This is a genomic window from Cytobacillus purgationiresistens (genome assembly GCF_030813235.1).
Classification (GTDB): Bacteria; Bacillota; Bacilli; order Bacillales; family Cytobacillaceae; genus Cytobacillus; species Cytobacillus purgationiresistens.
In genome coordinates this window covers 192,870-207,361 of record NZ_JAUSUB010000002.1, presented here as the reverse complement: position 1 = coordinate 207,361, position 14,492 = coordinate 192,870, and the positions used below count along the sequence as shown (strand labels likewise).

Genomic DNA, 14,492 nt, shown 5'->3' with positions numbered 1-14,492 from the left:
TGAATTGGTTTCCTCGTTTTAAAATGGCTTTTAAAGGAGCAGCGGCAGGGTGGAAAGGTAAAGGGTTTGATTTTGTTAACTGGGCTGGTAGAACGTTTTGGGGTATAGATAATTCAAAATTAGCATCAAATGAAACTATATTTAGTGTAATCAGCAGGCTTGCTAATACCTTATCTTCGTTACCATTAAAATTATATAAAGATTATGATATTGTCATGAACAATACAGCGGATGTTCTAATTAACAGCCCTAACTCAAATATGTCAGGTTATGAATGGATTAACAAAATTGAAGTATCTAGGAATGAAACAGGAAATGGTTATGCAATTATTATGCGTGACATTCGTATGCAAGTTGAAGCTTTATGGCCGTTAGATTCTGCATATGTAACACCTTTTATAAATACTGATGATAATGAGCTGTGGTATGAGGTAAGAGGCGGCAGCACTTACTATATTCATAATATGAATATGTTTCATGTAAAGCATATAACTGGTACGAGCCGTTGGGAAGGTATTAGTCCATTGGATGTTCTAAAAAACACCTTGGAGTATGATAAGGCTGTTCAGGAATTTTCACTAACAGAAATGCAGAAAAAGGAAAGTTTTATGCTATCTTGGGAAACTAATGTAGATACTGATAAGAGGAAAGAAATTATAGAAGACTTCAGACGGTTTTATCGTGAGAATGGGGGCATTTTGTTCCAAGAACCAGGCGTTACTATAAATCAGATGGAAAAGAAGTATTTTGCTTCTGATACTCTTTCGTCTGAGAAGGTGACAAGGGTTAGGGTAGCGAATGTATTCAATGTTCCTGTGTCCTTTTTAAATGATTCTGATGGTGTGAACTTGAGTAGTAATGAGCAGATGATGATTCAATTCACACAAATGGGGCTTACTCCTATTGTTAGGCAATATGAACATGAATTCAATAGAAAGTTACTTACACCAGCTGACAGAAAAGCTGGTTTTTATTTTAAATTCAACCTTGGCGGCCTCCTAAGAGGTGATACCGCAGCAAGAACACAGTTTTACCAGGTCATGTTACGTGGTGGTGGAATGGAGCCTGATGAAGTAAGGCGATTAGAAGATTTACCTCCTAAAGGTGGAGCTGCTGCTCAACTATGGGTATCGGGCGATCTATATCCAATTGATATGGATCCAAAAGATAGAAAAGTAACTTCGAAAGGGGGTGAGGGATAGTGGGAAAAGGAAAGCAAAATAAATTCTTTGATATGAAGATGTCTGCGAATAATTCCAATTCAGCAGATATTTTTATTTATGGAGAAATTACCAAATACGCTTGGGAAGAGTATGGTGAACACTCAGCAACAACCTTTAAGAATGAATTGGATGCACTTGGAGATGATCTTGAAACTATTAATCTATACGTTAACAGTCCTGGGGGAAGCGTTTTTGAAGGGGTTACCATTCACAATATGTTGAAGCGTCACAAAGCAAGAGTTATTGCACATGTTGATGCATTAGCAGCATCAATTGCCAGTGTGATTATTATGGCAGCTGATGAAATAAGAATGCCATCTAATTCTATGCTTATGATTCATAACCCATGGACATTTGCGATAGGTAATTCAGCAGAATTACGCAAGCAAGCTGATGATTTAGATCGTATAGGTAATTCAAGTAAACAATCATACTTACAAAAAGCTGGTGACAAAATTACTGATGAAAAGCTACAAGAATTATTGGATGCTGAAACATGGTTATCCGCAGAGGAAGCTTATTCATATGGTCTGTGTGATGTTGTGGAAGATGCTAATCAAATGGCTGCATCAGTTAGTGATGATTTGTTTGCAAAATATAAGAATGTACCTAAGCATTTGAAGTTAGTAGTCAATAATAGCCAGATAGAAGATTCAGGGGAAGAAATTGCTATGAGAAAGAAAATAGCAGAAGAAGCAAAAGTAAATGCGAGTTATTTAAACACAATTTTAGGAGGAATTATTTAATGAAAACACTATTTGAATTGAAGCAGGATTTAATCACAATTGGTCAACAATTACAAAAGGTTGAAGGTGATCTTTCTCAAAAAGCCGTAGATCCGAAAGCAAGTATGGAAGATATCAAAGCATTGCAGCAATCAAAGAAAGATTTACAAATGCGTTTTGATGTAATTAAGGAACAACATGACACAATGGAAGCTGAACAGCAAGCGAAATTAGCTGCTCAAGCTACAACAAATTCAGCTGGTATTGCAAATGAAAATGACCCGAAACAAAAAGTTATCAAAGCAAAAGCCGAATTAATTAAAAACGTTATGGCAAACAAGCCTGTTTCAGGAGAGGTTTATCAAGCACTTGGAGACGATAATACAGGTGGTGGAAAATTTTTACCTAAGACAGTCTCAAATGACATTATCACAGAACCAAGCGTAAAAAATCAGTTACGCGAACTTTCTACTTTTACACAGATTACTAACTTAGAGATTCCGAAAATCAGCTTTACGCTTGATGACGATGATTTTATTGCTGATAAAGAAACTGCTAAAGAATTAAAAGCAAAAGGGGATACTGTAACCTTCGGCCGAAATAAATTCAAGGTGTTTTCTGGCTTATCCGAAACTGTATTGCTTGGGACAAATGCTAACATTGTCTCTACTGTTGAAAACGCCTTGCAATCTGGTGTAGCAGCTAAAGAAAAGAAAGTGGCATTCTCTGAATCTCCAAAAACTGGTGAAGAACATATGTCTTTTTATTCTGGTGATGTTGGAATTAAAGAAGTTACAGGTGCAGATTTATTTGAGGCTATAACTAACGCCATTGATGATTTGCATGAAGATTATCGCGATAACGCAACTATTGTAATGAGAAAAACTGATTTTACAAAAATCATTAAAGAGTTAGCAAACGGAAATACAACTCTTTATGGTGCACAACCAGAGCAAGTTCTTGGCAAGCCAGTAGTATTTATTGATGCGGCAAAAAAACCTATTGTTGGTGACTTTTCTTACTCGCATTACAACTATGATATTGCCACTACTCAATATGAGCGTGATAAAGATGTCAAAACTGGCATCGAGCAATTTGTGGTAACGGCATGGTTTGACCATAAAATCAAGTTGGCATCTGCTTTCCGTATCGCGAAGGTTGAGGAAACTCCCTAAGCAGCCCCAGCAACTATTAGCAACTAAGACAGACACTTCGGTGTCTCTGTCTTGGTCCTAAAGGAAATGGGGATTTTAAAGGAGGATTATGATGTCAACAACATACAATGTTTATCGGGACGGGGAGAAAATTGCGACAGGCCTTTCAGAGAAAAGTTTCACTGATAATGACCTAACCCCAAATACAGTATATGAATATCAAGTTAGTGCCGTTAATCAAATCGGGGAAAGTGAGTTGTCTACTTCAACGTCTGTCACAACGGATTTTAGCCAGCCAACGGAGGTTTCCGTATCTCCTGCGACGAATAACCTCACAGTTGGCGGGAAAAGGAATTTAAGTTTTTCTATCCTTCCTGACACAGCTAAACAAGAAGTTATTTGGTCTAGTAGTTCGAATGCAACAGCAACTGTCAATGCCGCGGGTGAAGTAACAGCGATTGCTCCAGGATCAGCCACTATCACTGCTAAGGCAAAAGATAAGGAAGTCATTGCTGGTACAGCTAGTGTGAGTGTTACACAGCCTGTTACCAGCGTTACGCTCAACAAAACAATTCTATCTTTAGATGTTTCTGTTAAGGAGAAGCTTACAGCTACTGTATCTCCAGCAAATGCAAGTAACAAAAACATTACTTGGTCTAGCTCTTTGGAATCTATTGCCACTGTTGGGTCTGATGGCACAGTTACTGCTGTTTCTGCAGGAGAATCTACAATTACAGTTAAAACTGCAGACGGAAATAAAACGGCTACTTGTGTAGTCACTGTGAACGAAGTTGAACCAGATCCGCCAGAAGAAGGTGAATGATATTGACTGAGACAGTGAAAGAATATTTAAGAATTGATGGAACCGAGGATGATAAGCTCCTCGGTTTTTTGATTGATTCTGCAAAAGAATATCTTACTGGAGCAGGAGTTAAAGGAACAGACTCCAAAAGATACGAGCTTGCTGTGATTATGCTAGTAACCCATTGGTATGAAAATCGAGAAGCAGTTGGAAAGGTACTAGGGAAAGTGCAGCTAGGACTACAGAGCATTATTTTACAACTGAAAGCTGAGGGGTTAAAAAGTGAGTAACCCAGCAAAGTATCGTCAAAGAATAACTTTTCAAAAGAAAGTCTCTATGAAGGATGAAGAGGGGAACAACGTAACTGATTGGCAAGATCAATTCACTGTTTGGGCCTCAATCAAAGGGTTACGCGGAAGAGATTATTTAATCGCTGGTGCTGATGCCGTAAAGATATCCACTCGAATCTATATTCGTTTCAGACTTGGTATTACCCATGATATGAGGATTCTTTTTCGTGACAAAGAAACAAAAAGATATTTCGATATCACTAATTCCAATAATGTGGAAGAAAAGAATATTGAAATAGAAATTTTAGCAAATGAGGTTGGTCTAAATGGCTAATTCATCTTTTCAATTTGATGGTATTAATGAGCACATTGAATTTTTCGATTCAATCGGTAGAGATATTGATAAGGTTGATGATCAGGCGTTAAAAGCCGGGGGCGAAGAAATAGCAAAAAGGCAGCGCAGTCTAGTAAATCGGAGCAAGAAGAACCAGGCACATATTGAAAATAACATCACAGTGACTAAAGCAAAAGAATCTGATGAAGGTAAATTTGTTAACGTTGGCCCAAATCAAAAAGTAGCATGGAGAGCCAAGTTTTTAGAATACGGGACATCTAAAATGCCTGCATATCCTTTTATAGATAAAGGTGCAGAACAGGGTGAAAATGATGCAATCAGTGCAATGGAGCAAGTTTATATGAGGGCGTTGAGCCAATGATGGAAGCGAATTTTGATGCAAAAAAGGAACTTTTATCAACCTTGGAAGGGAATCCATTACTATCTGAATGGGTAAAAGGCGGCTTTCATAACCTATTTGCGCCAGATTCAATAATTTATCCAAGAGTTATTTATCAAGAAATTAGAAATAGTGACAGTGATTATGCTGACAATGAACCACAATCAGCTATTGTGGGTTATCAGATTAGTATTTATTGCGACCAACAAACTATTTCTTCTCAAACTAAGATTGCTAAAGAAATAGATAAAACACTCAAGTCCATTGGGTATTATCGCTATGACTCACAGGACTTGTATGAAAAAGAAGATAATATTTCACACAAAGTGATGAGATATGAAAAAAAATTCATGTGAATGAGGGGATGAAGTAATTATGGGAAAAGTGATTCATGGTCTAGATATGTTTCATACTGCAATAGTAACCGAAGATAACCAAGTAGGTGTTACTTTTGGTGAAGTGGAGCCATTGTTAGGCGCAGTAAATGTATCGGTAAATCCAACTACTGAGCGTAACTCCTTTTATGCAGACAATATGTTATATGCTGTTCTGGATTCATTAGGGGATATTGATATGGATATGGAAGCGGCTGATCTTCCTTTCGAGATGCAAAAGAAAATCTTCGGTCACAAAGAAAAGAGTGGCGTACAATTTGCAAATGCTGATGATATTACAGCTGAATTAGCTGTAGGCTTCCGTGCAAAAACTTCTGGTGGCGGTTATCGTTTCTATTGGTTCTTGAAAGGAAAGCCTGAATTACTGCCTATCGAGCATCAAACAGATGAAGGGAACGTTACTCCACAAACAGCCAAGCTCAAGCTTAAATTTATGCCATTACAATATAATAAAAACTGGAAGGCACAAGCAGATAGTGCACAACTTAAGGGGTTAAATTGGTTTGAAGAGGTCATCTATGATGAATCTCAATTAACTGAAACACCCTAATCAACCCCTAAATCTAAAAACTAGCTCCAAGACAGATACAAGTGTGTCTTTGTCCTGGAGCTAGTTGAGGTTATAGGGGCTTTTAAATTTTTAAGGAGGTATTTATATGAAAAATATATCAGTTGTGCTAAGAAAAGAAGAAAAAGAAGAGCGGTTCGTTTCACCAGAATATGTACCAGGAAGTTTATTTCGAAGGGCTGCAGATGTAGCTGAACTTATCGAATCTCAATCATTATCATCTGACGATCTCGATGTACTAATTTCATTTGTATGTGATGTTTTTGATAACAAATTTACAATAGATGAATTTGAGGATGGGACAGATGCAAGAAGAATGATGGATACGATCTATGGTGTTGTCAATTTCGTATTAGGGAATATCACAGCTGCTAGTAAGCTGCTTGGAGGTAGCGAAGGTGAAAACAATAGCGATGAGGGAAAGTAACCCTGAGTGAAGCGGTCATGGATATGTACAATGCTCTTATAGATGTTGGCTTTACTCAAAATCAAATTGATGAAATGGATGTTGTATATCACTTGAAGTTGTTGGCTCAACGGAAAAAGGAAAAACAGAAAAAAGATGTCGTATTTATTGATCAAATACTCGGTTAGGGGAGGGAGATAATTTGGCAAAAGACATTAGAGTAAGGTTATATTCCAACTCAAAACAGTTTAATGGCGAAATGTCTGCTATCTCCCGTCAAATGAAGGTTGTAAAAGCTGATTTTGAGGCTAACCGGACATCTGTTACAAATTGGGGGAACCAGTTAAAGCAAGCTCAAGTAAAAGCAGATTTCCTTACACAGAAGCTGGCTTTACAAAGAACCAGAGTTAAAGAACTAGAGAAAGCATTTAATGATTCTGCAGCTAAAAAGGGTAAGGATGCAAAGGAAACTCAAAACCTTGCTATCCGATTAAAAAATGCTACAGCTGAAATGAACAAGATTAAGAATGCTATTACAGATACCAACCAAAAGATGAAACAGTTAGGCGATCAGAAGCATTCTAAGAAGTTAGAAAATGATCTAAAGAACCTTGCTTTGCAATCTAAGCTAATCGACTCACAATTTAAAGCGGCTAAGTCATCTGTAGATAATTTTGGAAATGAGTTAAAGCAAACAGGATTGCATGCGGAGCAATTAAATCAAAAAATGAAGGTTCAAAAACAAGTAGTAAGCACCCTTGAAAATGAATATAAAAGGGTTGCGAGAGCAAAAGGTAAAGACAGTCAAGAAACAAAGCAATTGGCTATTCGTTTGAATGAAGCACGCAGTAGTTTAAATGGAATGCAGAACAGCCTTAAACAAACGACTCAAAGAATGAAAGAATTAGATTCTGCTACAAAGAACAGTCGTATGAGCATGCAACAATTAGGAGACAGATTAAATACTGTTGGTTCTAATATGCGTGAAAAAGGTGCTGCGGTTGCCATATCAACTGGTATTGCTTTTGCTGCTCTTGCAGCCCCGATTAAAAAAGCTGTAGAAACAACAATGGAATTTGATTCTTCCATGTCAAAGGTTGCAGCTATATCAGGTGCAAGCGCAGGAGAACTGAAAAAACTTGATAAACAAGCTCGTGATTTAGGTGCTTCCACAGTCTTTATGTCTTCTCAAGTATCAGAAGGAATGCAGTATCTTGCTTTAGCTGGATGGAAAACTAATGATATTATGGCAGCCATGCCTGGTATGCTAGACCTTGCTGCAGCAGGTGCTTTAGATTTAGGCAGAGCAGCTGACATTACTTCTGATGTTATGTCGGCTTTTGGATTATCAGCTGAAAACGCTGGCCATGCTGCGGATGTATTTGCTTTCGCCCAAGCCAATGCGAATACAAACGTTGAACAGATGGGTGAAGCGATGACCTATCTTGCTCCTGTAGCTAATGCGCTCGGTTGGGAATTAGAGGAGTCTGCAGCTGCAACCATGTCATTAGCCAATGCTGGTGTAAAAGGCTCAATGGCAGGACAAGCCTTTGCCACTTCGTTATCAAGATTGGCTAAACCAACCTCTGCTATGAAAAAAGAAATGAAAAAGTTAGGAATGGAATTTTTTGACGCAGAAGGGAATATGAAGTCGCTCCCTAATGTTATGGCTGAAATTGAAAAAGGTACAAAAGGGATGACCAAAGAGCAAAAGTCTTCCACGTTATCAATACTATTTGGAGCCCAAGCTTACAAACACTGGGCTATTTTGCTTGAGGATGGATCAAAGAATTTAGCAAAAACAACAGAAGAACTAAAAAATGCAGATGGTGCAGCTGCTAAAATGGCTAAAACAATGATGGACAATACTAGAGGGAAAATCATTGCATTTCAATCAGCTGTGGAAGGGTTACAAATAAGTCTTGCCCGTCAACTAACACCTGAACTAGATAAGATTGTGGAAAAAGGAACTGAATTAGTTAGATGGTTTACTAGTTTAGATGAAGCCACTCAAAAGACTATTGCGAAGACTGCAGTAGTTTCAGCTGGATTATTAGGTGTAACAGCTGGTGTAGGAGCATTAGCAATGGCTATTGGTGGATTACTAATGTTTGCTGGTCCAGTAGGTCTTGCTATCACAGGTGGAATTGCGGCATTAGGAGCTCTTGGGGTTGCAACCTTTGCAGTAAAGGATCACCTTAAGAATCTTCAGAAGGAACAGAAGAAAACCAAAGAGGAGACTTTACTCTTTGGGGAAGGTGTATCTGAAGGGACTAAAAAAGCTGCAAATTCATATGTCAATTTACGCGAGAAAGCTGAATATCAACTTTTTGAGTTGACCCGAACATCTGGCAAAGAAGCAAAGAAAATGGCAGACAATCTCATAAACACTTATTCAGAAATGTCAGTTGCATTAATAAGTGAGCTTGAATCGATGAAAACAGATATGTTGGCCGTCTTAAGTAGTCTATATGAAGACACTGGAAGAAAAGCGGAAGAAATCGGTCAAAAAATGATTGACCGAATGGTCGGAGATATTGATGCCGATATTCAAAAATCAAGAGAAATGATAAAGTCCTTAAGAGAATTAAAGGAAGAAACCGGGCTCATATCGTCAGAAATGAGTGCAGATCAAAAGAAACATTTTAGTGAGATAATGGCATTCTTTGACCAGTCCACGATGCGCTTTGCGGCTAATCAAAAAGAAGCAGTTGCTATGTTTAATGCCATTCTTAGTGAGCAAGGGAACCTCAGTTATAAGCAAGCTAAGAAATATTATAAAGATATCAATGAGGTCTATAAATCAGGGCAAGCTGCTGCTAAAGAGGACTATGAATATCGTAACTCAATTATAGAGAAGAACTTTGCACAAGGATATATGGAAGCCGAAGAAAGAAATGCTTTATTGGAAAAGAGTACGGCTGATTATCAAAAATCTTTGGCGAAGAATACTGCAAGTTATGAAGATAACCTTAAAGCCCTTTATCAACAAATGTCTAAAAGTGGACAACTACTTGATCTTGAAACAGGTAAACAGTTTGAAAGACAATCAGAAATGCTTAATGGACTAAATGGATTTTATGGAAAAATCGAAGAAACTGAACAACAGTATCAAGAAAGATGGGCAAAGAAACAAATTGAGTATTTTGCCGAATTAGGCGCTAGTAAAGAAGAGGCAATGAGCCAAACACAAGAAGCCCTAGTTGGATTTTATAAAGGGATTGGTCTAACGCAATCAGAAGCCCAAGCTGAAGCTGCTAAAACTGTACGAGCTGCTCAAATGGAACTTGATGCTAACAAAGAGGTTTCTGAAAAAGCTGGTTATGGGCATGGTACCAGTTTTTATACAGGCATGGGTAGTGTGAAGGGAAATACAAAAAAATCAGCACTTGAAATTATTCAAGGAATGCAAAGTGAGTTTGCAAAGGGTAAGGATGTTACTCAATCTCATGGTAGAGACAAAGGGATGCGCCATAAAACTGGACTTGACTCAACAAAACAAATGAATGATGCAGCATCAAGAGCCTTAAGTGAAAGAGTTACTTCCACATTAGGGAAAACAACTGATGGTGGCGGCGGTAAAAAGGCTGGTTCTGAATTTGTTAAAGGTGTTAACAGTAATAAAGGACCTGCTTCTTCTGCTAGTACTTCTGTGGCTAAAACTGCTGAGAGTGGTTTAAAGAATACTAACACTTCATCAATAGGTTCTGCCTTTGTATCGGGATTTGCTGGAGCTATAAGAGTAGGTTCGGGTAGTGGTGGCTCAGTGTGGAGTGCAGCATGGAATGTAGGTAAAAGTGCTATTTCTGCTTTGAAAAAGGCTATCGATTCGAATTCACCATCTAAATTGACTGCAGAAGAAGGCGTAAACTACACAGATGGATTCGCATTAGGCATTAAAAAAAGTACAAAAACAGCTGTAAAAAGCGCGGTTGAGATGGCTAAGAAAACGCATGGTGCTTTTGATACTGAAATAAATAATCAAGCTTGGATAATTAGTTCTGCCGCAAAAGAAATCAAAGCATATAGAGGAGATAGTAGTAGTAATGATTCAAGACAAGCTGTAACCTCAACAGAAAATAATTATTATTTCACTTACCATTCTCCAAAGCCTATTGATCCATATGAATCCAGCAGACTTGCAAAACAAGCATTAAGAGAAGCAGCCCTACAAGTATAGTGAGGTGAGGAAGTGCAATCATTTAGAAAAAAAGAAAAGTTAATTATTGAAAATGACCAAGGGCAAACATTTGAAATATCAGTGTTGAGCCCTTTTTATTTGGATAATGCAGATGGGTTAGATTCAATGGAGAATGAATTCTACACCTCTATTAATTATGATACAGATGGAGAAAATATTGTAGGTTCGAGTATAAGGCCCAGAAATATAACGATAGAAGGTCGGATTAGTGAAGATAAAGAAATTAATCGTATAAAAATGATTCGCTTCTTTAATCCTAGGCGTAAATTCACATTGCAATATACAGATGGGGAAATAAGCAGATTCATTAATTTTAGAGTGGAAAAAGCACCTGTAATCTCAAAAGACACCTATCCAGTATTTGTTATCTCTCTCTTGTGTCCGAAACCATGGTGGTTTGATCGAGAAATCAAAACAGATGTTGCAACATGGGTTGGTGCTTTCTCTTTCCCGTTAATTATTCCCGAAGATACGGGGATACAAATGGGCTATAGAGAGCCTTCGGTTATTGTAAATGTCAATAATACCAGTGACAATATTTCTCCGTTACGAATAGAGTTTAGGGCAGTTGGTACCTTGATTAACCCATCTATTCTTAATGTGGAGACACGAGAATTTATAAGGATCGAAAAAGAAATGATTGCAGGAGATGTTATATCGGTTAATACAGAACGAGGTAATGAATATGTAAGATTATCTAGAAATGGCGTCACTTCTAATATTTTTAATGATCTTACGTTAGAATCTAATCCGCATTTATCTCTTGATATTGGGGATAACCTGATGAGATATGATGCAGATTCGAATGTAGATAATTTAGAGATAACCATATACTTTACTCCTCAATATGTGGGGGTTTAATGATGATATATGTATCGAATGAGAACTTTCAACGCATTGGAATGGTGGGGCGTTTTTCTTATTTGTTGTGGAGAAAAAAGTATAGTAACCATGGTGAAGCTGAACTGCATGTTGATGTTACAACAGAGAATATTAATCTACTGCAAAAAGGTAGAATCCTTTTTAGAAAAGATGATAATGAAGCAATGTTCATTTACTATCGTGGATTTAGTGAAGATGCCACTGGCAAAGACCAGCTAGTTATTAAATGTTTTTCTTTAATCAGATGGTTGGATCGTAGAGTCCTTTGGAGGATAGCAACTTATAACCATACCCCAGAGGACATTCTGAGAAATATGATTACAACAGAAATCATTTCTCCCTCTAATGTAAATAGGAAAATTTCTCAAATAAAGCTTGCCTCACGTAAAGGGTTTGGCTCACCAATTGAATTGCAAGCTTCATATGTGGATTTGTTAGATAAAATTGAAGCTATATGCAATACCTACGAGATGGGAATTAGGACAATATTTGATGGTAAAGAAGCTAAATTTGATTTGTATGAGGGAGTTAATCGTACAGTGGACCAAAGGGCAAACCCACGCATTATTTTGTCAAAGGATTTTTCAAATGTTCTCTCAAGAAAATATGAAGAGGCAGACAACGATTTGAAGAATACTGCACTCATTGGTGGAGAAGGGGAAGGGGCAAATCGGACATTAACCAGTATTGAGCAGGGTATGGGCTTGAACAGGAGAGAAGTATTTGTGGATGCCCGTGATATTTCAAATCAAACTGAAGATGATGTCCAGATTCCCGATGCAGAGTATAAAAAAATATTAAAGCAGCGAGGTTTAGAAAAACTATTAGAATTCGAAGATTTTTACTCACTTGAATGCGAGTTGGATGTGACAAAGGAAAATACAAAGTATGGCCGCGATTTCTTTCTAGGTGACATCATAACCATTCGTGATGACAAATTAGGAATCATTATGAATTCTAGAGTTGAAGAGGTTGATGAAGTGTATCAACAATCCAAAGGAATTTATGTTAGAGTCGGAAAATCCGTCCCAACATTAACGGAAAAAATGAAAAAGTTGGTGAATCGATGACATTGAGAAGTGGATTCTTTAATAGTGTAAATGGAGATCGGATTTATAAGGCTGAATCCTTTGCAGAATACTTCTCTACTTTTATTAGTAATGGAGTTTTTCCTAAACCATCCACAGGACTGCAAGTAATAGCGAATGATGATATGTCAGTGAGCTTAAGGGCTGGTAAGGGTTGGATCAAGGGGTATTACTTTTTTAACGATGCAGATTATAACTTAGTTGTGGACGTAGCTGATGGAGTATTAAAACGAATTGATCGTATCGTACTTAGATTAGACTTTTCCAACAGAATGATTGTACCCCTAGTTAAAAAAGGTTCGTTAGCATCCAGTCCAGTTGCACCATCATTACAACGTGATGCAGATGCTTATGAGCTTGGCATTGCAGATGTCCTAATCAACAATGGTACAACTAGGGTCTGGCAAGCTAATATCACTGATACAAGGCTTAATACTTCATTGTGCGGCATCGTACATGGATTAGTGAATCAAGTGGATACTACAACTATTTTTAATCAGTATTTGAATTGGTTTGAAGAGATTAAAACTTCAAATTCAGCAGATTTGGAAGCCTTTAAAGCGGCTGAAGAGCAGGAGTTTTTAGAGTGGTTCAATAGTCTGCAAATTATCCTAGAGGGTGAAGTTGCTACAAATCTAGCTAATAAGATCATCGCCTTGGAAAATGAAATAACAACTGTACAACAAACTAAAATAACAGCCGATACAGGTGCTCCTAAGAAAATTATCTCATCCAATCTAATTGAAGAAATTAAATCACTAGGAATTGGTATGCATACCTTTTATTCTCCACCTAATGTAGTTCAAGGCGTTCCATCTGTTGGACGCTCTCACAGTGGTATAGCGGTAATCAATGACTCAAGTGGAAATGGATATATAACAGCATTTGATTCAATGGGTATACGCTATTCCAATAGCATTTTAAATGGAACTCCCCAAGGTTGGTTTAGTGATAGAGTAAGATTATTTGTCACAAATAACACGAACATTATAAACCTGCCACCAGGACTTTATTATGGGCAGCGAGCTAGTGGTGCACCAGCTAATTTTGGAAATGATTACTATGAGCTTGATATTACAGAAGCGCCAAATGGGTTAAGGCATTATGAAATAACACGAAATTTTGATATGAAAACTTTTATTGGATCTCGGGATAGTGAGGAATTCAGAGGCTGGAGGGAAGTTGGTTTATTTATTCCTGGCGGGGAATCCTACTTGCCATTAAGCTTGCAAAACGGAACTCAATCGTATGGACCAACACAATTACCAGGAGTTGCAAGGGTTGGCAATTTAGTTTATTTAAGAGGGTCAGTAACCAACATTAATGCAGTGGGTAGAATCATTGCCACGTTGCCTTCTGAATTTAGACCGTCCCAAGTAACTTCTATAATTCAAAATACATCACAAATATCAAATAATGCAAGGGTGGCAAGGTGGGGAATACAAACCGACGGAACAATCAGACTTGATAATGTAACGGATAATAATATAGCGGCTAGTCATTGGTTGCCTATAGATGGATCATTTTTGGTATAGGGAGGGGAATGAGATGAGAACTTGTTATAAATATGATAAACATACTGGCGTATGGATCCCAGGAGAAGAAATTATAGTTGAATGGGGTCAAAATATTCCTGAACAGTACACTGATATTCCAGTGCCACAACCTTGTTGGAATCCTGTTTTTGATCCTATTGCGTTGATATGGATAGAAACGGCTTCAGAAGACGAAAAGAATCCTCCTGAACCACCATATATACCTACTGATTTAGATGAAATTAGATTAGCGCTAGCAGAAATGGATTTAATGCGAGTGCGAGATAAAACAGAAATGCAATTAGCGCTTGCAGAAGCTATTAATGCACTGATGGGAGCTGAATAAGATTGGTTAAAGTTTATGTGGATTTAATTAAAGTAGGTTTATGGGATATTGATAATGTTCCATCATTATGGAAAGCAGATGTACAAGCATTATTAGAGAAAGAGACAGGAGCCGAATAGGCTTTTTTATTTTGGCTTAGAAGG

Annotated in this window: 17 protein-coding genes; all 17 read left to right on the top strand. The window is 37.6% G+C overall.

The features are described 5' to 3' along the window. Positions 1-23 precede the first annotated feature (23 nt). The 17 genes from J2S17_RS03590 (at position 24) to J2S17_RS03510 (ending at position 14,468) form a co-directional block, all read left to right on the top strand. Complete coding sequence (locus J2S17_RS03590) at positions 24-1,202, top strand: phage portal protein (RefSeq protein WP_307472214.1); 1,179 nt, start codon at positions 24-26, stop codon at positions 1,200-1,202. Then, positions 1,202-1,969, top strand: coding sequence for a head maturation protease, ClpP-related (locus J2S17_RS03585; protein ID WP_307471989.1), 768 nt, complete (start codon positions 1,202-1,204; stop codon positions 1,967-1,969). The genes J2S17_RS03590 and J2S17_RS03585 overlap by 1 nt, the downstream gene beginning before the upstream one ends. After that, positions 1,969-3,123 (top strand): phage major capsid protein, encoded by a 1,155-nt coding sequence (locus J2S17_RS03580; protein WP_307471988.1) that lies wholly within the window; start codon positions 1,969-1,971, stop codon positions 3,121-3,123. The genes J2S17_RS03585 and J2S17_RS03580 overlap by 1 nt, the downstream gene beginning before the upstream one ends. 91 nt (positions 3,124-3,214) lie before the next feature. Next, the gene (locus J2S17_RS03575; RefSeq protein WP_307471987.1) at positions 3,215-3,925 is read left to right on the top strand and encodes an Ig-like domain-containing protein; all 711 of its coding nucleotides are present in this window, start codon (positions 3,215-3,217) and stop codon (positions 3,923-3,925) included. Beyond that, positions 3,922-4,194 (top strand): head-tail connector protein, encoded by a 273-nt coding sequence (locus tag J2S17_RS03570; protein WP_307471986.1) that lies wholly within the window; start codon positions 3,922-3,924, stop codon positions 4,192-4,194. Before J2S17_RS03575 ends, J2S17_RS03570 begins: the two co-directional genes overlap by 4 nt. Then, positions 4,187-4,528 carry a phage head closure protein gene (locus J2S17_RS03565; protein ID WP_307471985.1) on the top strand — a complete coding sequence of 114 codons (342 nt, stop codon included), beginning with the start codon at positions 4,187-4,189 and terminating at the stop codon, positions 4,526-4,528. Before J2S17_RS03570 ends, J2S17_RS03565 begins: the two co-directional genes overlap by 8 nt. After that, positions 4,521-4,910, top strand: a complete 390-nt coding sequence (locus J2S17_RS03560) for an HK97-gp10 family putative phage morphogenesis protein (protein ID WP_307471984.1) — start codon at positions 4,521-4,523, stop codon at positions 4,908-4,910. The genes J2S17_RS03565 and J2S17_RS03560 overlap by 8 nt, the downstream gene beginning before the upstream one ends. Beyond that, on the top strand, positions 4,907-5,284 hold the full coding sequence (locus J2S17_RS03555; RefSeq protein ID WP_307471983.1) for a hypothetical protein: 378 nt from the start codon (positions 4,907-4,909) through the stop codon (positions 5,282-5,284). Before J2S17_RS03560 ends, J2S17_RS03555 begins: the two co-directional genes overlap by 4 nt. Before the next feature lie 19 nt (positions 5,285-5,303). Beyond that, positions 5,304-5,873 carry a major tail protein gene (locus J2S17_RS03550; RefSeq protein ID WP_307471982.1) on the top strand — a complete coding sequence of 190 codons (570 nt, stop codon included), beginning with the start codon at positions 5,304-5,306 and terminating at the stop codon, positions 5,871-5,873. A 106-nt stretch (positions 5,874-5,979) separates the two neighbouring features. Continuing rightward, on the top strand, positions 5,980-6,318 hold the full coding sequence (gpG, locus tag J2S17_RS03545; protein WP_307471981.1) for a phage tail assembly chaperone G: 339 nt from the start codon (positions 5,980-5,982) through the stop codon (positions 6,316-6,318). A gap of 17 nt (positions 6,319-6,335) precedes the next feature. Then, positions 6,336-6,485, top strand: coding sequence for a hypothetical protein (locus tag J2S17_RS03540; protein WP_307471980.1), 150 nt, complete (start codon positions 6,336-6,338; stop codon positions 6,483-6,485). A gap of 14 nt (positions 6,486-6,499) precedes the next feature. Beyond that, entirely contained in the window at positions 6,500-10,477 is a 3,978-nt protein-coding gene (locus J2S17_RS03535; protein ID WP_307471979.1) for a phage tail tape measure protein, read from the top strand. Positions 10,478-10,489: 12 nt separating this feature from the next. Further along, the gene (locus J2S17_RS03530) at positions 10,490-11,359 is read left to right on the top strand and encodes a phage distal tail protein (RefSeq protein ID WP_307471978.1); all 870 of its coding nucleotides are present in this window, start codon (positions 10,490-10,492) and stop codon (positions 11,357-11,359) included. A gap of 2 nt (positions 11,360-11,361) precedes the next feature. Continuing rightward, on the top strand, positions 11,362-12,450 hold the full coding sequence (locus tag J2S17_RS03525; RefSeq protein WP_307471977.1) for a siphovirus ReqiPepy6 Gp37-like family protein: 1,089 nt from the start codon (positions 11,362-11,364) through the stop codon (positions 12,448-12,450). Continuing rightward, complete coding sequence (locus J2S17_RS03520; protein WP_307471975.1) at positions 12,447-14,003, top strand: hypothetical protein; 1,557 nt, start codon at positions 12,447-12,449, stop codon at positions 14,001-14,003. Before J2S17_RS03525 ends, J2S17_RS03520 begins: the two co-directional genes overlap by 4 nt. Before the next feature lie 13 nt (positions 14,004-14,016). After that, entirely contained in the window at positions 14,017-14,349 is a 333-nt protein-coding gene (locus J2S17_RS03515) for a YomQ N-terminal domain-containing protein (RefSeq protein WP_307471973.1), read from the top strand. A 2-nt stretch (positions 14,350-14,351) separates the two neighbouring features. After that, positions 14,352-14,468, top strand: coding sequence for a CD1375 family protein (locus J2S17_RS03510; protein WP_307471971.1), 117 nt, complete (start codon positions 14,352-14,354; stop codon positions 14,466-14,468). Positions 14,469-14,492: the final 24 nt, after the last annotated feature.

Coding starts and splice junctions, on each gene's coding strand:
- J2S17_RS03560 (WP_307471984.1), top strand. CDS start 4,521: ATGGCTAATTCATCTTTTCAATTTGATGGTATTAATGAGCACATTGAA.
- J2S17_RS03520 (WP_307471975.1), top strand. CDS start 12,447: ATGACATTGAGAAGTGGATTCTTTAATAGTGTAAATGGAGATCGGATT.
- J2S17_RS03580 (WP_307471988.1), top strand. CDS start 1,969: ATGAAAACACTATTTGAATTGAAGCAGGATTTAATCACAATTGGTCAA.
- J2S17_RS03540 (WP_307471980.1), top strand. CDS start 6,336: ATGGATATGTACAATGCTCTTATAGATGTTGGCTTTACTCAAAATCAA.
- gpG (WP_307471981.1), top strand. CDS start 5,980: ATGAAAAATATATCAGTTGTGCTAAGAAAAGAAGAAAAAGAAGAGCGG.
- J2S17_RS03575 (WP_307471987.1), top strand. CDS start 3,215: ATGTCAACAACATACAATGTTTATCGGGACGGGGAGAAAATTGCGACA.
- J2S17_RS03515 (WP_307471973.1), top strand. CDS start 14,017: ATGAGAACTTGTTATAAATATGATAAACATACTGGCGTATGGATCCCA.
- J2S17_RS03590 (WP_307472214.1), top strand. CDS start 24: ATGGCTTTTAAAGGAGCAGCGGCAGGGTGGAAAGGTAAAGGGTTTGAT.
- J2S17_RS03525 (WP_307471977.1), top strand. CDS start 11,362: ATGATATATGTATCGAATGAGAACTTTCAACGCATTGGAATGGTGGGG.
- J2S17_RS03570 (WP_307471986.1), top strand. CDS start 3,922: ATGATATTGACTGAGACAGTGAAAGAATATTTAAGAATTGATGGAACC.
- J2S17_RS03555 (WP_307471983.1), top strand. CDS start 4,907: ATGATGGAAGCGAATTTTGATGCAAAAAAGGAACTTTTATCAACCTTG.
- J2S17_RS03550 (WP_307471982.1), top strand. CDS start 5,304: ATGGGAAAAGTGATTCATGGTCTAGATATGTTTCATACTGCAATAGTA.